Annotated in this window: 15 protein-coding genes and 1 pseudogene; 11 read left to right on the forward strand and 5 right to left on the reverse strand. The window is 30.8% G+C overall.

From position 1 onward, the window contains the following. Positions 1–6: 6 nt before the first annotated feature. On the reverse strand, positions 7–747 hold the full coding sequence (mroQ, locus tag HMPREF3241_RS11475; RefSeq protein ID WP_002447509.1) for an intramembrane glutamic endopeptidase MroQ: 741 nt from the start codon (positions 745–747) through the stop codon (positions 7–9). Between the two features lie 174 nt (positions 748–921). Between mroQ and groES the strand changes: the two genes are divergently transcribed. Beyond that, positions 922–1206 carry a co-chaperone GroES gene (gene groES, locus HMPREF3241_RS11480; protein WP_001830378.1) on the forward strand — a complete coding sequence of 95 codons (285 nt, stop codon included), beginning with the start codon at positions 922–924 and terminating at the stop codon, positions 1204–1206. A 55-nt stretch (positions 1207–1261) separates the two neighbouring features. Then, positions 1262–2881, forward strand: a complete 1620-nt coding sequence (gene groL / locus HMPREF3241_RS11485; protein WP_002447508.1) for a chaperonin GroEL — start codon at positions 1262–1264, stop codon at positions 2879–2881. 112 nt (positions 2882–2993) lie between these two features. Here the strand turns inward: groL and HMPREF3241_RS12880 are convergent. The 3 genes and pseudogenes from HMPREF3241_RS12880 to HMPREF3241_RS11500 all read right to left on the reverse strand — a co-directional run. Beyond that, positions 2994–3334: pseudogene (locus HMPREF3241_RS12880) on the reverse strand (tyrosine-type recombinase/integrase); the annotation flags it as partial. A 456-nt stretch (positions 3335–3790) separates the two neighbouring features. Beyond that, complete coding sequence (locus HMPREF3241_RS11495; RefSeq protein WP_002447505.1) at positions 3791–4183, reverse strand: hypothetical protein; 393 nt, start codon at positions 4181–4183, stop codon at positions 3791–3793. Positions 4184–4197: 14 nt separating this feature from the next. Then, entirely contained in the window at positions 4198–4677 is a 480-nt protein-coding gene (locus HMPREF3241_RS11500; RefSeq protein WP_002447504.1) for a hypothetical protein, read from the reverse strand. A 520-nt stretch (positions 4678–5197) separates the two neighbouring features. Between HMPREF3241_RS11500 and HMPREF3241_RS11505 the strand changes: the two genes are divergently transcribed. From HMPREF3241_RS11505 to HMPREF3241_RS11515, 3 genes are all read left to right on the forward strand, one after another. Further along, entirely contained in the window at positions 5198–5758 is a 561-nt protein-coding gene (locus HMPREF3241_RS11505; protein WP_002447503.1) for a hypothetical protein, read from the forward strand. A gap of 562 nt (positions 5759–6320) precedes the next feature. Further along, complete coding sequence (locus HMPREF3241_RS11510) at positions 6321–7388, forward strand: LPXTG cell wall anchor domain-containing protein (protein WP_070853674.1); 1068 nt, start codon at positions 6321–6323, stop codon at positions 7386–7388. A gap of 176 nt (positions 7389–7564) precedes the next feature. Then, positions 7565–12541 (forward strand): SasC/FmtB family protein, encoded by a 4977-nt coding sequence (locus tag HMPREF3241_RS11515; protein WP_070853675.1) that lies wholly within the window; start codon positions 7565–7567, stop codon positions 12539–12541. Between the two features lie 167 nt (positions 12542–12708). On the opposite strand, the gene HMPREF3241_RS11520 is transcribed toward HMPREF3241_RS11515, so the two are convergent. Beyond that, entirely contained in the window at positions 12709–13995 is a 1287-nt protein-coding gene (locus HMPREF3241_RS11520; RefSeq protein ID WP_002457922.1) for an aminotransferase class I/II-fold pyridoxal phosphate-dependent enzyme, read from the reverse strand. A 476-nt stretch (positions 13996–14471) separates the two neighbouring features. Between HMPREF3241_RS11520 and HMPREF3241_RS11525 the strand changes: the two genes are divergently transcribed. The 6 genes from HMPREF3241_RS11525 (at position 14472) to pmtD (ending at position 18515) form a co-directional block, all read left to right on the forward strand. Next, a complete protein-coding gene (locus tag HMPREF3241_RS11525) occupies positions 14472–14642 on the forward strand; it encodes an SE1626 family protein (protein ID WP_002447489.1) in 171 nt (56 codons plus the stop codon). A gap of 317 nt (positions 14643–14959) precedes the next feature. Further along, the gene (locus tag HMPREF3241_RS11530) at positions 14960–15337 is read left to right on the forward strand and encodes a PSM export ABC transporter transcriptional regulator PmtR (protein WP_001830364.1); all 378 of its coding nucleotides are present in this window, start codon (positions 14960–14962) and stop codon (positions 15335–15337) included. Next, positions 15337–16251 carry a phenol-soluble modulin export ABC transporter ATP-binding protein PmtA gene (gene pmtA / locus HMPREF3241_RS11535; RefSeq protein ID WP_002447487.1) on the forward strand — a complete coding sequence of 305 codons (915 nt, stop codon included), beginning with the start codon at positions 15337–15339 and terminating at the stop codon, positions 16249–16251. The genes HMPREF3241_RS11530 and pmtA overlap by 1 nt, the downstream gene beginning before the upstream one ends. Continuing rightward, positions 16232–16891: a phenol-soluble modulin export ABC transporter permease subunit PmtB gene (gene pmtB, locus HMPREF3241_RS11540; RefSeq protein ID WP_002495664.1), complete on the forward strand. Its 660-nt coding sequence runs from the start codon at positions 16232–16234 to the stop codon at positions 16889–16891. Before pmtA ends, pmtB begins: the two co-directional genes overlap by 20 nt. A gap of 20 nt (positions 16892–16911) precedes the next feature. After that, complete coding sequence (gene pmtC, locus HMPREF3241_RS11545) at positions 16912–17784, forward strand: phenol-soluble modulin export ABC transporter ATP-binding protein PmtC (protein ID WP_002457923.1); 873 nt, start codon at positions 16912–16914, stop codon at positions 17782–17784. Beyond that, positions 17784–18515 (forward strand): phenol-soluble modulin export ABC transporter permease subunit PmtD, encoded by a 732-nt coding sequence (gene pmtD / locus HMPREF3241_RS11550; RefSeq protein WP_002447484.1) that lies wholly within the window; start codon positions 17784–17786, stop codon positions 18513–18515. Before pmtC ends, pmtD begins: the two co-directional genes overlap by 1 nt. Positions 18516–18533: the final 18 nt, after the last annotated feature.

An 18533-nucleotide genomic window follows, 5' to 3' on the forward strand; every position in this document is an offset into this window, starting at 1 on the left:
TTATTTTTAAAATATAAAATGGAATATAAATGTTGCTTGTTCTTGCAATTTTTTAATAGAATCTCCACCTATAACTTGAGCTAATACAACCGAACCATTCATAAGCATGTGTATACCTATTGGCACTGCAATTCGTTTTGTATAAACATAAGCAAGTGAGAAAATGACTCCCATTCCAAAATATACTGGTATAAATTTGAAGTCATTATGTGCTAAAGCGAATATTAGAGAGCTTACTACAGATGCAATGATAAAGCTTACCACACGTGATCCTTTTATAAAGTTATACAATTCTCCGAAGATAACTTTACGAAAAACGTATTCCTCTAAAATGGGACCTACGATGGATATTAAAACGATAAATATCGGCATTTGCTTAGCAATAGCCATTAACCTTTCTGTGTTTGGACTTCTTTGCGGACTTCCATTGATGGCAAATAAAATTATACTGATAATGAATTGGTAAATCATCACAATACAAAATCCTAATAGAACCCAGGCGAGAATATATCTTTTAGGTTCCTTATGTCCTTGTTCTAATTGAGTAGGATTTTTAATGGTTGCTTGCATGAAAATGATTAACAATGCAGCGATGATGAAGATAGATACTTGCATGATAATCATTGTTTGGGCAGTTTGCATTTTAGACATATCTCCAAGTAAATGGCTACCTAAAACCAAACCAGGTAATATTTGAGCTAAACCGTAGAATAGAACGGTTAATAGGGATACCCATAACCTTTTCATAATTTCCCTCCATCTATATATGTATATTATATATTTTATCGTAAATAAAGGATAAGTACAAAATTAATAGTCCTTATTGCTTGATATATTGACCAATTTTGATTAATATTAAAAACAGATTAGCACTCTATATATCAAAGTGCTAAATCACATGTAAATGAAGGAGGAACAATCATGCTTAAACCATTAGGAAATCGTGTGATTATTGAGAAGAAAGAGCAAGAACAAACAACTAAAAGTGGCATCGTTTTAACAGATAGCGCTAAAGAAAAATCAAATGAAGGTGTGATCATTGCAGTTGGACAAGGTCGTTTATTAGACAATGGCACACAAGTTGCTCCTCAAGTCAGTGAAGGTGACACAATCGTCTTCCAACAATACGCAGGTACTGAAGTGAAACGTGGCGACAAAACATATTTAATTTTAAATGAAGAAGATATATTAGCTATTATAGAATAAAGTGCGAATTTTAAATATTAATTAAATGATTTAATAAGTGGAGGTTGTTTAGACTATGGCAAAAGATCTTAAATTCTCTGAAGACGCACGTCAAGCAATGTTACGTGGCGTTGATAAATTAGCAAACGCTGTAAAGGTTACAATTGGACCTAAAGGGCGAAATGTTGTTCTAGATAAGGATTATACAACACCTTTAATTACAAACGACGGTGTAACAATTGCTAAGGAAATAGAGTTAGAAGATCCATATGAGAATATGGGTGCAAAATTAGTGCAGGAAGTTGCGAATAAAACAAATGAAATTGCTGGGGACGGTACTACTACAGCAACAGTATTAGCGCAATCAATGATTCAGGAAGGTCTTAAGAATGTTACAAGTGGTGCAAATCCTGTAGGTTTAAGACAAGGTATTGACAAAGCAGTGCAAGTGGCTATAGAAGCACTTCATGAGATTTCTCAAAAGGTTGAAAATAAGAACGAGATAGCGCAAGTTGGAGCTATTTCAGCAGCAGATGAAGAAATCGGACGCTACATTTCTGAAGCAATGGATAAAGTAGGTAACGATGGCGTTATCACAATTGAAGAATCAAATGGATTTAATACAGAATTAGAAGTAGTTGAAGGAATGCAATTTGATCGCGGTTATCAATCACCATATATGGTAACTGACTCAGATAAAATGATAGCTGAATTAGAACGTCCATATATATTAGTAACGGATAAGAAAATTTCATCATTCCAAGATATTCTTCCATTATTAGAACAAGTTGTGCAGTCTAGTCGACCTATTTTAATTGTTGCGGATGAAGTAGAAGGTGATGCGCTTACTAATATTGTTTTAAACCGTATGCGCGGAACATTTACTGCTGTAGCAGTTAAAGCTCCAGGATTTGGTGATCGACGTAAAGCAATGTTAGAAGACCTAGCAATATTAACTGGTGCTCAAGTCATTACTGATGATTTAGGTTTAGAACTTAAAGATGCATCTCTTGATATGCTAGGTACTGCAAATAAAGTTGAAGTGACTAAAGATCACACAACAGTCGTAGATGGTAATGGTGATGAAAATAATATTGATGCTCGTGTAGGTCAAATTAAAGCGCAAATTGAAGAAACTGATTCAGAGTTTGATAAAGAAAAATTACAGGAACGCTTAGCAAAACTAGCTGGTGGCGTAGCTGTTATCAAAGTAGGGGCTGCAAGTGAAACAGAACTGAAAGAACGTAAACTAAGAATTGAAGACGCATTAAATTCAACACGTGCAGCGGTGGAAGAAGGTATCGTTGCTGGTGGTGGAACTGCGTTAGTCAATATATATCAAAAAGTAAGTGAAATTAAAGCAGAAGGTGATGTTGAAACAGGTGTTAATATTGTTTTACAAGCATTACAAGCACCTGTTAGACAAATTGCTGAAAATGCAGGATTAGAGGGTTCAATTATTGTTGAACGTTTAAAACATGCTGAAGCGGGCGTTGGTTTCAATGCAGCAACAAATGAATGGGTTAATATGTTAGAAGAAGGTATAGTAGATCCAACTAAAGTAACTCGTTCAGCGTTACAACATGCAGCAAGTGTAGCTGCTATGTTCTTAACAACTGAAGCAGTCGTTGCTAGTATTCCAGAGCCAGAAAATAATGAACAACCTGGAATGGGTGGCATGCCAGGTATGATGTAATAAGGCTTTTAAGAGTTGGTTTAAAGGCATTTATAAAATTAAATGGTCATAATTTGGTCATAGAAATTTAAAAAATAAAATGCCGATAGGTTCAGCTGAACTTTTCGGACATTTAAAATAAATCTTTTGAGACGTTTTCCATAAGTTGGCTAAACTTTTGGGAGGCGTCTTTTTTATATGATTCTGTAATCTTTGCGTAGATGTTCATTGTGGTATTGATATTTTTATGGCGTAGTCGTTCTTGAATTTCTTTAATGTGTACACCAGCCTCAATAAGTAATGCACAATGCGTGTGACGGAATGAGTGCGTTGAAATATCTTTATTAATGTTTGTGTGTATCACATAATACTATTAATCCAAGTGGATAATTTTCTAATAACCAAAGGATAACCATTATAATCTGTAAACACAAAATCATTATCAATATATAACGCATCTTTCCATTTGTCTTGTATTTCATATACATCAATGAACTTTATAGTTTGATTATTTTTAGATAATGTTTCAATTTGTTGCTTTAATTTTGTAATAATTTTATTTATAAATTCCATTCTAAAGGAAATACTCATATTTGATAAAAATCTAAAAATTCATCATCAGTGTAATGTTCAGATTCTTCGATATTAATTGATATGTAATGGCTAAATTCACCAGTTTTTACAGGTATATCATAGGAACCACCAGGGTAAACATAGCCTTCTAAATAAAAATCTTTTTCATAATTTTGTTTTCTAATGGTTAATAATTTTATTATTGACGTGGATGAATATATAAATAATTATTGATTTATATTTTCATCAATTAGTAAATATTTCTGTAATTTTTTAGTTTAAGGTGTAAAATGTGATATCTTTCATGATGAATGACCGCAGTTAAAAGGCTCAACAATTTAATGCTGAGCCTTGTTGTTAATCATCTAAATTTTTAGGATTAAAATGTTTATAGATTGTATGTCCTTCTTCACTTATAATGTTGCTAGCAATCTCCTTTAATATTGGATAATAATTATTAGCAAAACCTACAATTATCTGATTAATTATTACCGATGATAACTCTCTATCTGTAGGCAGTGCAGAATTAATTATTTTAACTAAATCTAAATACATAATTTCATTAGAATTTCTATGAGCGATATATTTAAGGAAATTAGCTTGAACCTCCTCAAAAACACTATATTTTAAATCCATTTCTAAAAATATTAAACTAACAGTTTTAGTGTTTAGTTGGCTTTGTCCCATTTCTGATGCTAATTCTTGAATTGATTGATATAAAAGTCTAATATCGTTTTTATCTTCTAACATTTAGCTCACTCCATTTAAAATAACCATGATATTGATTCTTTAATAGTTGTTGATATTATCCCGGCATTTCCCTTACTTAAACCAGCATTTAAAGCTCCTCGATATGCAGCGTCTCCAACAGCTTGAGCTGGTACATCTGACAATTTAAGTAATGGTTTCAATTCTTTCACTATAGGTGAATAAGCTTTATCAAACAAGTTAGCCGCTTTATTGCCACCGACTTTTTTAATTACTTTTCTTGCATCGCTTTTATGATTTATTATAAATTTAATTGCTGTTTTTGCTACTTTTGTTGCTCCGATTCGTTCTTGAGCTTGAGGATTTTGAGGTAAATCGGGATTTCGATTAATTTTAACACCATCAACATTTACATATTGTGGTTGGTTTACTTTTTGAGAACTTTCTTGAACTTCATTCGCATTTGCTAAAGGGGAAACTGAAGAAACTACAATAGCACTTAAAACTAGCGATCCAATACTTTTACTTAAATTCACAGCTTATCTACTCCCGTAATCAAATTTTTAAACCAAGCACTTACAACTTTAGTCTATAGTAATAATTTTAAAATTGGTGTAATTTCTCTAAGTGTCTGTTTCGTATACATAAGTGTCTATATATAACTTTTTACTTTTATTAACTTTGGAATTACTTCTGAGAAAAGTCCTGTGTTGCAGTGAAAAAATAATATATGTAAAAGATAAATGTGACGTGCGTTTCAAAATGTAAAAAAGTTGACTGAACAAAACGTTCTCTGAAGAAATTAAGATTATTTTTATAAATATAGTCATAATAAAGAACATCATACGTAGTATATGATGGCTTAAACGTCGAATTTGAAATTAAAAATAAACATAGTATGAGTAGCGTCATTTAATTATACTATGATTTAAAACTAACTGAGATTCATGAATCCCCAAATGTTGAGTAACTTTCAACATAGGTTAATAGTATCATAATTTAAGAGTAGGTACTAAATTTATATATGGTATTCTTTTAAGAAAAAGGGCATGATGAATGATGACAACTATTATAATTTCTATATGTTCTGTGATATTTTCTATTTGCAGTTTTATTGTAGCATTATTGAATAGATTAGATAATCTCAGACCACAAATTTATGTTATTTTGAATACAAAGAAAGATCAAGAAGGTAAACGTATAAAGGCGGAAAATATAGAAATAAAAAACTTTGGTAAAGTACCTGGTATTATTACTGCTATTAAAATTATTTGTGAAGAAAATATTTATACTAATAATAAACAGTATAAATTTGAATCGATGTTTGAAACTGCAGATAATAATTATATAAGTCTAGAAAAAGTATTAAATCTATTATGTAAAAATCATATTTTAACTCCTAATCAAAGTTTGATATTACCTATAAATCAACCTACTAAAAGTAAAAACGAAAATTTAGAAAAATTATCTAATTATAACGAAGTGCAGGAATATTCTATAAATACAATTTCAGAAATTGATACAACGCTATCAATAAAAGTATATTATCAAAAATCAAAAAAAGGATTAACTTTTAATCATACTTATAAAGATACTAGTTACTTAATTTGTAAATAACTAATGGTCATAATTTGGTCATAACGGAGTACAAAAATAAAAATAATGGTATTTCCGAAGTGTTAAAACGCTGATTTAATAGGCTTTTATATATGTATTCAAGTATATTTTAGCTATGACATAATGCCAGGTATGATGTAGGTATTTTATTGATTTTAGACTTCAATATAAATATTTAATTTAAATTACTAAAAAGCTTCTCAAAAGTTGAATAGACTTTTGAGAAGCTTTTTTAGGTATGAGTTAAAATTATCGTAATTACAAAAATCGTCAAATATCTCACTATATAGTAAAGTTATAATGTTTAGTCAGTAAAGCTCTGAGAAATCAACGATTTTAATGCAGTTATAAAAGTGTTATCTCAATGTTGAAAGTAATAAAAAGTCTTTAGTATTATTCGGTAATTTTAAATTGTAAAAAATTAAAATACATGATATATTATAAATAAAATAAAGTATTGTGTATATTTTGTTCGATTATGCTCACACTGTAAATATCAGTATCATAGGCATATGATATCGAATTTTAATTTAAATCAAAAATTTGGGAGGCACATACAACTATGAAAGACATCAAACCTAATAATTCGAAATTAATACAAACATATTTAAGTAAGAAAACTATAAGATATGGCACAGCAAGTGCATTAACATTGGCACTCTATTTATTTAACAGTAACGTAACTGTGTATGCGGATGAAAATACTGCAAATCAAGGAACATCACCAAAAACTTCACAGACAGCACCTACAAATAATAATGAAAATACAGATGCAACAGCCGTAACAACAGATCAAAATAATAATGATGAAGAAGAATACGATGCGTCATATGAACTACCAATTCTTTATGTAACTGTCTGGCTAGATGATCAAGGAAATATTATTAAAGATGCTGTGGAAGATGCTAAAACCCCTGCTTCAGAAAGGCAACCGGTGAAAATTCCTGGGTACCAACATTATAGAACTTCTGTGAGTGACGGAATTACTAAGTTTATTTATCGTAAAATTAGCACTGCACAATCACCTATAGTTGAAAATAATCAACAAAATAATAATACAAATAATGTTGTTGAAACAACCAATCAAAATAAAGATGAAGTGAATGGAAAAGAACAAAATCAAGCAAATACTTCAGTAACAAATACACAAATTACCAAAAACGAGAAAGACGAAGACACAAAAACACTACAGAAAGATAAAGACGAGAAAGAATCTAAAGACACCAAAACACCAAAGAAAGACAAAGAAAATAAAGACACAAAAACTCCGAAGAAAGATAGAGAGGAGAAAAAACCAGTAATACCAAGTAACGGTAAAGTCGAGAAAGACGAAGACAGAAAAACATCAAAAAAAGACAAAGAAGAAAAAATCACAAAAACTTCGAAGAAAGAAAGAGAGGAGAAAAGCCCAGCAATACCAAAAAGCGACATAGACGAGAAAGACACAAAAATAACTAAGAAAGACAAAGTAGACGAAATTACAACAACTTCCAAGAAAGATAATAACAATGATGTACAAGATAAATTACCGGAAACAGGTAAATCAAACGATATTCAAAATCCTGCTTTAATAATGTTACTTGCTGGTTTAGGTTTATTAGGATTATTTAGAAATAAAATAAGAGAATAGTTAGTCATAGAGTGTGGATGTACAATCTGCACTTTTTTTATCGGAAAATTTATTATATAAATAAAATATTGTGCGAAATTGAATGAGGTGGTATATTTTAAAGAAACATATTTATTTATAATTAATATTTTTGGATTGAATATTGCTGTATTAATTATAATTTTAAGGAGCTAAAAATGAAGGAAAACAAAAGAATAAACAACTTAGACAAGAACAACACTCGTTTTTCTATTCGAAAATATCAAGGATATGGCGCAACTAGCGTAGCTATTATCGGCTTCATAATCATTTCATGTTTCAATGAGGCAAAAGCAGATAGTGACAAATATGAAATAAGGTCTCATCAACAATCAATGACTAATCATTTAACCACTTTACCATCTGACAATCAAGAGAACACCTCAAATAAGGAAATCAATAACCAAAATCATGATATATCTCAATTAAGTTTAAATAAGTCTATCCAAATGGACGAACTTAAAAAGTTGATTAAACAATATAAAGCCATTGATCTAAATGACAAAACTGAAGAATCAATCAAATTGTTTCAAGCTGATTTAGTGCAAGCGGAATCTCTAATGAACAATCCTCAAAATCAGCAAAATGTCGATGCGTTTTATCATAAATTTTTAAACAGCGCTGGAAAGTTAAGAAAAAAAGAAACTGTATCCTACAAACATGAACGAAGTGAGAGTAGTACATATCGTTCAGGTGATGAAGTTAGAAGTCAAACTTATTCTCATATTCGACATAAAAGAAATGCAGTTTCTTTTAGAAGTGCGGATCAATCAAATTTGTCAAATGACCCTTTAAAAGTAAATGAAACCAATCCAGAAATTCAAAACGGAAACTTTTCTCAAGTGTCTGGTGGGTCATTGCCAACCAGTTCTAAGAGATTGACAGTAGTTACAAATGTAGACAATTGGCATAGTTATTCTACTGATCCTAATCCTGAATACCCAATGTTTTATACTACAACTGCAGTTAACTATCCAAATTTTATGAGTAACGGAAATGCACCTTATGGAGTAATTTTAGGAAGAACAACAGATGGTTGGAATAGAAATGTTATTGACTCAAAAGTAGCAGGTATTTATCAAGATATTGATGTGGTACCTGGATCGGAATTAAATGTTAATTTTATATCTACTAGCCCTGTATTTTCTGATGGGGCTGCTGGTGCTAAATTAAAAATCAGCAATGTAGAACAAAATCGTGTATTATTTGATAGTCGTTTAAACGGTATGGGTCCGTATCCTACTGGTAAGTTATCTGCAATGGTAAATATTCCCAATGATATTAATAGAGTTCGAATCTCATTTTTACCTGTTTCTTCCACAGGTCGAGTTAGTGTACAAAGATCTTCGAGAGAGCATGGTTTTGGTGATAATTCATCTTATTATCATGGTGGTTCAGTGAGTGATGTAAGAATAAATAGTGGATCTTATGTGACCTCTAAAGTGACACAAAGAGAATATACAACTCAACCTAATAGTTCAAACGATACTTTCGCACGCGCAACAATTAATTTGTCTGTTGAAAACAAAGGTCATAATCAATCAAAAGATACATATTATGAAGTTGTTTTACCGCAAAATTCAAGATTAATTTCGACTAGAGGAGGTAGCGGTAATTATAATAATGCCACTAATAAACTTAGTATTCGATTAGATAACCTAAATCCTGGTGATAGAAAAGATATATCTTACACAGTTGATTTTGAATCCTTAAGCCCCAAACTCATTAATTTAAATGCGCATGTACTATATAAAACCAATGCCACATTTCGAGGAAATGACGGCCAACGAACTGGTGATAATATTGTTGATTTGCAATCTATAGCACTATTAATGAATAAAGATGTGTTGGAAACTGAATTGAATGAAATTGATAAATTTATACGTGATTTAAATAAAGCTGACTTTACGATAGATTCATGGAGTGCATTACAAGAAAAAATGACAGAAGGTAGAAACATTTTGAATGAGCAACAAAATCAAGTTGCTCTTGATAATCAAGCTTCTCAAAAAACTATCAATAATGTTACTCAATCCTTAGAAATATTGAAAAACAACCTTAAATATAATACACCACCTCAACCTATTATTAAATCAAATAATCAAATTCCCAATATAACTATATCTCCAGCGGAAAAAGCAGATAAGCTAACAATCACTTATCAAAATATTGATAATGAGAAGGCTTCAATTATAGCAAATAAATTGAATAATCAATGGTCTCTTAACAACAATATTCCAGGTATAGAAATTGAAATGCAAACAGGTTTGGTAACAATTGATTACAAGGCAGTTTATCCCGAAAGTATTATAGGGGCTAATGATAAAACTGGAAACAGTGATGCAAGTGCTGAAAGTCGTATCACCATGCCGAGAAAAGAAGCAACACCACTATCACCAATTGTTGAAGTGAATGAAGAACGTGTGAATGTAACCATCGTACCTAATGGTGAGGCAACCCAAATAGATGTTAAGTATAGAACTCTAGACGGGCAAGAAACGACACTCATTGCAAGTAAAAACGAATCATCATGGACATTAAACAAGCAAATAGATCATGTAAATGTGGATGAAAATAGTGGGAAGGTAACGATGGACTATCAAGCAGTTCAACCACAAAGTGAAATTATCGCAACAGAGACAAAAGGAAATAGTGATGTAAGTGCTGAGAGCCGTATCACTATGCCGAGAAAAGAAGCAACACCACTATCACCAATTGTTGAAGCGAATGAAGAACGTGTAAATGTAACTATCGTACCTAATGGTGAGGCAACCCAAATAGCTATTAAGTATAGAACTCCAGACGGACAAGAAGCAACATTCATTGCAAGTAAAAACGAATCATCATGGACATTAAACAAGCAAATAGATCATGTAAATGTAGATGAAAATAGTGGAAAAGTAACGATGGGCTATCAAGCAGTTCAACCAGAAAGTGAAATTATCGCAACAGAGACAAACGGAAACAGTGATGCAAGTACTGAGAATCGTGTTACTATGCCGAGAAAAGAAGTAACACCACTTTCACCAATTGTTGAAGCAAATGAAGAACACGTGAATGTAGTAATCGCACCTAATGGTGAAGCAACCCAAATAACTGTTAAGTATAGAACTCCAGACGGACAAGAAGCAACATTCATTGCAAGTAAAAACGAATCATCATGGACATTAAACAAGCAAATAGATCATGTAAATGTAGATGAAAATAGTGGGAAGGTAACGATTGACTATCAAGCAGTTCAACCAGAAAGTGAAATTATCGCAACAGAGACAAACGGAAACAGTGATGCAAGTGCTGAGAATCGTGTTACTATGCCAGTTAAAGAAAAGACGCCAGCTCCCCCTATATCTATAGTCAACGAATCTAATGCAAGTGTTGAGATAATACCTCAAGTTAAAGTTACTCGGTTATCGTTACAATATATAGACGCTAAGGGTCAACAACAAAATTTAATTGCTACATTAAATCAAAATCAATGGACATTAAATAAAAACGTCTCTCATATTACTCTAGATAATAATACAGGAAAAATATTGATCAATTATCAAGCGGTGTACCCTGAAAGTGAAGTGATTGCAAGAGAAAGCAAAGGAAATAGCGACTCAAGCAATGTAAGTATGGTTATCATGCCGAGAAAAGAAGCAACACCACTTTCACCAATTGTTGAAGCGAATGAAGAACGTGTGAATGTGACGATCGCACCTAACGGTGAGGCAACCCAAATAGCTGTTAAGTATAGAACTCCAGATGGACAAAAAGCAACACTCGTTGCAAGTAAAACAAATCAACAATGGACATTAAACAAGCAAATAGATTATGTAAATGTAGATGAAAATAGTGGAAAAGTAACGATGGGCTATCAAGCAGTTCAACCAGAAAGTGAAATTATCGCAACAGAGACAAACGGAAACAGTGATGCAAGTGCTGAGAGTCGCGTTATCATGCCAAGAAAAACAGCTACACCAAAACCACCTATTATAAAAGTAGATGAAATGAATGCAAGTTTAGCTATCATTCCTTACAAAAATAATACAGCTATTAATATACATTACATAGATAAAAAAGGCATTAAGTCTATGGTTACTGCAATCAAAAACAACGATCAATGGCAATTGGACGAAAAAATTAAGTATGTAAAAATCGATGCAAAAACCGGTACAGTTATCATTAATTATCAAATTGTACAAGAGAATAGTGAAATAATTGCTACAGCTATCAATGGTAATAGTGATAAGAGTGAAGAGGTTAAAGTATTAATGCCTATTAAAGAGATTACACCACTTGCGCCTTTATTAGAGACTAACTTTAAAAAAGCGACAGTTTCTATCTTACCTCAATCGAATGCTACAAAACTGGATTTTAAATACCGAGATAAAAAGGGAGATTCAAAAGTAATTATAGTTAAAAGATTTAAAGATATATGGAAAGCAAACCAGCAAATCAGTGGTGTGTCTATAAATCCTGAATTTGGACAAGTAGTTATCAACTATCAGGCAGTATATCCAGAAAGTGATATACTAGCAGCACAGTATGTGGGAAATAGTGATGCTAGTGAATGGGCTAAAGTTAAAATGCCTAAAAAGGAAATAGCACCACATTCACCATCATTAACTTATGATAATATAAAAGATACGATATTGATTACACCTAATAGTAATGCCACTGAAATGGAATTATCGTATGTGGATAAAAATAATAAATCATTGAAGGTTAAAGCACTCAAAATTAATAATAGATGGAAGTTTGATTCAAGTATTAGTAATATATCTATCAATCCAAACACAGGAAAAATAATATTACAGCCACAATTCTTATTAACTAATAGTAAAATTATTGTCTCTGCTAAAAAGGGAAACAGTGATGCAAGTATATCAGTCTCTTTAAGAGTGCCAGTAGTTAAAAAAATTGAATTAGAACCTATATCTAATGTACCGGTGCCGGTATCATTAAATAAAAAGAATATTCAATTTGATGATTGTAGTGGTGTAAACAATAGTTTAAATAAACAAATATCGAAAACTCAACTTCCTAATACTGGATATAGTGATAAGACATCAAAATGGAACATATTAAGTGTACTTTTACTAGGTTTCGGCTTTTTATCTTATTCACGAAAAAGAAAAGAGAAGCAGTAAATCATTAATGAGTCTACTCACTAATATGGGTAGGCTCTTTAATGATAATAATCGAAGATAATATGTTGTGTAACGTTTCGGTAGTGATAATGTCATAATAAAATTATTAGACAAATCTAGTAGTGATGAAAAAAGCTGTGAATTTACACTAAATTCACAGCTCAAACTTATTTAATATCATCAATTGCATTAGCAATAGACTCAAAGACATAAGGAATATCTTCTTTTTCTACACAACTAAAGGCAATACGAATATCTGTACTATTTAAAGCAATAATACCAATTGAATAGTTATTAATTAAATGTTTACGTAATTCTTCTGGATCGACTTGATTTAATTTCAATGACATAAAGTATCCTGAATTAAAGTCATAGGCTTGCCAATATTTAGCATATTTATTATCATATACCACTTGTTTAGTTACTTCGTAGCGTTCTTTTAAAATATTGATATTTTGATTGATTTCTTTATCAAATTGCTCATGATGTTTAAGTACATGTTTGATAGCACTCTGAGAAGGTAGTGGAGAACTTGAAATATTGCTACGGATCAATCCTTTTACTTTAGCTTCTAGTGCATTTTTTAACGTTTCATGATTAATTCCAAACGTCATAAAGCCAACACGGAATCCCCAAGAGAAGAATTCTTTAGTAGCTCCATCCAAACGCACTGGTAAAAGGTTTGAAGATTTAACCTGTGTTAAAGCCGTGAAAATCGACTGTTGGTAAACTTCTTCATAAAATAACCCATAGTATGCATCATCGACAACAGTTACTACTTTAGTACCCTTATTAGCTAATTCTTCAATTGCATCTACAATAGTATTAACTTCTTCTTTATTTGGTGTGTAACCAGTTGGGTTATTAGGATAATTTAAAATCATAATCACTTTGTCTTTTTTATATTCTTTTAATGTTTTTACAAGCTCAGATGTAGTGAAGTGTCCTGAGTCATCAAAAATAGAATACGTATCGATATGAGCACCGTGACGTGTACTAAATACAAGTTTATAATTGCCCCAGTTGTGTGTCGGTAATAAGATGGTATCTTCTGTATCTACAAATAAATCAGCTACTAGAGAAAGACCGTGCGTGAGCGCGTTTGTAACGATGGGACGAGAGATAGATTTTGACTTTAAGTCGGGATTTTCTTTAAGCATTTTTTTCTGCCATAAATCACGTAATTCCTCTACACCTTGAGGAGGTGCATATGGGAAAATTTCATCCGGTGTAAGGTCATTAAACATTTGGTTAAGTGAATCTGCATACATTTTACCTTCTTTTTTGGTTGCCATACCAATAGTAGCATTATATGTAGTACGTTTTGCTTCGGCGGATTGTGATAAAATTCCTTTTGGATAAAACATCTCTTTACCTAATTGTGACATCATATCTAATACTTCTGGACTTGATTGCTTTATTTCATCATTCAATTTTTGGGCTAATGGATTCATCATTGTCTTAACCTCTTTTCAATAAAGTGTTTATATATATATTATCTTGTATTGCTTTAAAGATAAAGTGTTGTACTAAAGTTATAAATTAAAAATTATCTGCCAAAAACAGAACATATGTTCTGTTTTTATGTTAAACTATTGATAGGTCATCATATTATATGACACTCATCTTTTTGGGAGGTGTAGTATAATGACGTGGTGGCAAGATGGAATCATAACATTAATTACCGGTGGCATACTCATTGTCTTTCGTATTTGGTTGGAAATAAAATGGAAAGGCAAATAGATGACCAAAAAAACCCCAAGTCTGCTGGTACCAGACTTGGGGTTGTGTAGTATAATACGTGGATACAATTAAATTGTAACACTGTACTAAATAGACCGCAAACAATATTATATAAAGTGATGCTATTGAGTGTGGTTCATAGTTTTGTTTTAATTTGATATACTTTTATATTACTGAGGTGAAATAAATGAAACACTTGACTAAAATATTTGTTGGATTAGCTATTGTACTATTTATAGTAGGGTATTATTTACAAGCGACAGATCATGATTCGCAAGGGGTAAAATTATTGCTAGCAGCAATTATGTTCATGATTTGTGCTTTTATCAATAGACATAACGAGCGTAAAAAAAAATAGATACATTCATGTGATAAAACTTCAAATATTACTTTAAGTTTTAAGTACATAAAATCAAACAGGTGAAGTATATTTTGCTATTTTAACTGTAATTTTAAAAGGATCATTAGTAAATATTTGGCAAAATTTGGTAAAATATTTAATTTTAGGATGAAATGTAGAATTCAAATGAATTCAGTTTCATCCTTTTTGTATATAGATGATATACACAGTATATTCCTGATGAAGTAGAGATTACTACAATTTTTCCTAAATCACTTTACAAAAGTGTGTATATTGTATATATTATGTATATACAGATGAAAAGGGGGACATCAATGAAAATAATTTTGAAGAACAATAGTGAAAGTCCTATATATGAACAGATTAAGCAACAAATTAAAGAAAATGTTTTGAAAGGTTATGTTTCCCCTGGTGAACATCTTCCATCAATGCGTGAGTTAGCTAAAGATTTAAAAGTGAGTTTAATAACGACAAAACGAGCATATGAAGATTTGGAAAAAGATGGGTTTGTAACAACTATTAGAGGTAAAGGAACCTTTGTAAAGGAACAAGATAATTCTATTTTAAAAGAAAAGCAATTTTTTGTTATTGAAAATTTAGCTCACTCTATGTCAAAAGAAGCCAAAACAATTGGAATGCCTTTAGAGGAATTAATAGAAATATTGACTATGATTTATGAGGAGGACGACTAATGAACGCGATAGAACTTAAAGATGTTAATTATCAATCTAACGCATTTCAATTGCAAGATGTCTCCTTCAATGTTCCTAAAGGATATGTTACAGGTTTTATAGGTGGAAATGGTGCGGGGAAAACTACAATAATACGATTAATTATGGATTTAATTCAATCTGAAAGTGGTACGATCACTGTTTTTGAGAAAGATATAAAAATCCATCCTCGTGAAATAAAAAATAAAATTGGATTTGTGTATTCTGAGATTTATTTTAATCAAAAATGGACAGTAAAAAAATTAGAAAATATCATTGCCCCTTTTTATGATCGTTGGGATCATGAAATATTTATAAAATATTTAAATTTTTTTCAGCTTCCATATAAAAATAAAATAAAAACTTTCTCAACTGGTATGAAAATGAAACTATCGTTAGCAATTGCATTCAGTCATCATGCAGAATTATTTATCCTAGATGAACCAACATCAGGGTTAGACCCGTTAATAAGAAATGAATTACTTGAAATTATTCAACAAGAATTGATAGATGAAAATAAGACAGTTTTCTTTTCAACACATATTATTTCTGATTTGGAAAAAATTGCGGATTATATCGTTTTTCTCAGTGAGGGTGAAATCATATTCAATGAGTCCAGGGATAAACTATCGCAAAAATACAAAATCGTTAGTGGTTCTAATGAAGACTTAGATGAAGAGTTGAATGAACTCTTGATATACAAAGAAAGTAAGCAAACAGGTTATATTGGTTTAACAGAATATTATCAAACATTTAATGAATTATTTGGTAGTGGCGTTGAAATAAAAGATGCATCTATAGAACAATTGATGATTTATTTAGAAAAAAGTAAACAGGAACGAAATACAAATTCAAAACACAAAGTGAGATTTAACTATGAAGCAATTAATGATTAGAAACTTAAAATTACGTAGTTGGACATTAATTCTTTACGCATTATTGCTTTTATTCTTCCCCATTTATCATTTGTTAAATAAAGATACACCATTATATTCAATTATCTCAGGACCAATCGGATTAATACTGACGATGATATGCTTGATAGATATAGGTCATTTATTTAGAGTTAACCGTAGATTAGGTGGTTCATCTTCATATTATTTCTTTTATAGTTTGCCTGTTTCAAAGAAAGATTTGCTTAACGCTAATTACATGACGTGTATTTTATTAACTTTTATAGGTGCGCTTATCATTAGTTTATATGGATACAATACAAGCACAATAAAAACAGATTCGATTTATTTTTCGACGACTTTTTCATTCATTGTAGGAAATTTCTTTTCTATACCTATAGCGTTTAGTAAGAGTACTGAACGTAAAGATCGAGATATCCCATATTTAGCTTATATTGTAGGGATTATGGTGGTTCTGCCATTTACTTTATCGGTCGTTTTCATCTTAATCAATTATCTTACACACAATGATAGCCATATCCCAATGATATACTCATATTTCTTAAATTATGGTCTATTAGTTATAAGTAGCATTTTCTTAGTCATTAATTATTTGATTCAAATTAAAAAAATAAAGAATTAACATTTTTAAGGAGGTCTATGATGAAATTACAACATATCACAAAAAAATATGGTCAAAATACTGTTTTAGACGATATAGATTTTGATTTTGGCGAGAGTCAAATCGTTGGTCTTATCGGTAAAAATGGAGTTGGTAAAACAACTTTGATGAAGGTCATGAATAATAACATTATTAACTATCAAGGAAAGGTCGACATGCCTAAAAGTGAGAATGTTGGCTATTTAATTGAGCATCCTAAGTTATATGGAAATAAGACAGGTTTATTTAACTTAAAATTATTTGCACAAGTATTAGGCGATGGTTTCGATAAGGAATATGCAAATCATATTATCGAAGCTTTTGGAATGAAACCATATATCAAGAAAAAAGTTAACAAATATTCAATGGGAATGAAACAAAAATTATCAATTGCAGTTTCATTAATGAACAAACCTAAATACTTAATTTTAGATGAACCTACAAATGGTATGGATCCAGATGGTTCGATAGATGTACTAAAGACAATTCAATCACTTGTTCAACAATTAGAAATGAAAATATTAATCTCAAGTCATAAATTAGAAGACATTGAATTGATTTGTGATAGAGCAGTATTTCTTAGAGATGGTAAGTTCGTTCAAGATGTAGATATGAAAGATGGGGGACCAGAGGATAGTACCATTCTTACTTTACAAAAAGATGACTTTAATAAAGCTTTAGATTATCTTTCTGAAAACTTTAAAGTACAGCAGTCTCAAAAAGAATCTGGAGAAATTATCATTAAAGCTCAAAATGATTATAGAGAGTTACTTAAATCGTTATCCCAACTAGATATTTATCCAAAATATATTGAAACACGTAAAAGTTCACTACGTGATACTTACTTTAATATTAATCAAAGAGGTGATAAATAATGAAGAGCTTACAGTTAGTCAAATATGATTTAATTAGTATACTTAAAAGTCCGTATACTTATTTAGCATTTATACTTGTAATTGGAATGACGGTATTCCAAGCTAGCATGATGGCAAATTATAGTTCTGCACATAAAGTTAATATAGATATGGTTTTTAATTTAGCTAATTGGCTTTTCTTGTTTGCTGGACTTTTATTCATTATAAAAACAATAACAAGAGATTACTCACAAGGTACTATACAATTGTTTATGAACAGAATAACTAGCAGAATGGGCTATATCATTACTAAAACAGTATCTATTGTATTAATTTCATTCTTATTTACAATTATTCACTACTTGGTAATAATTATTATACAATCTACAACTAAAAGTGAAAAAATAGATGGAGATAGATTTTTAAATAATATTTGGTTTTACCTTATTTTCTTTTTATTCTTTGGATTATTCTTATTATTAATCACTTTAATAGTAGAAAAACCTGCTGTCATATTTACTCTAGGTATTTTCTTAATACTCATCGTTCCGTTTATTCAGCCATTTATTCCAATGATTCCGAATATTGGCGATGATATTCAAGATTCATTTAAATATATACCATTTACGTATTTAACTGAAAAAATGACTGGTGAGATTAAATTCTCTCATTGGCAATGGTTTATCTCTATTGCATCAATAGTGGTCTTATTTATTGCAAATATGTTATATGCCTCAAAGAGAGATATTTAAATAATAAAACGCGGAGAA

This window comes from Staphylococcus sp. HMSC34G04 (assembly GCF_001838765.1).
GTDB classification, from domain to species: domain Bacteria; phylum Bacillota; class Bacilli; order Staphylococcales; family Staphylococcaceae; genus Staphylococcus; species Staphylococcus epidermidis.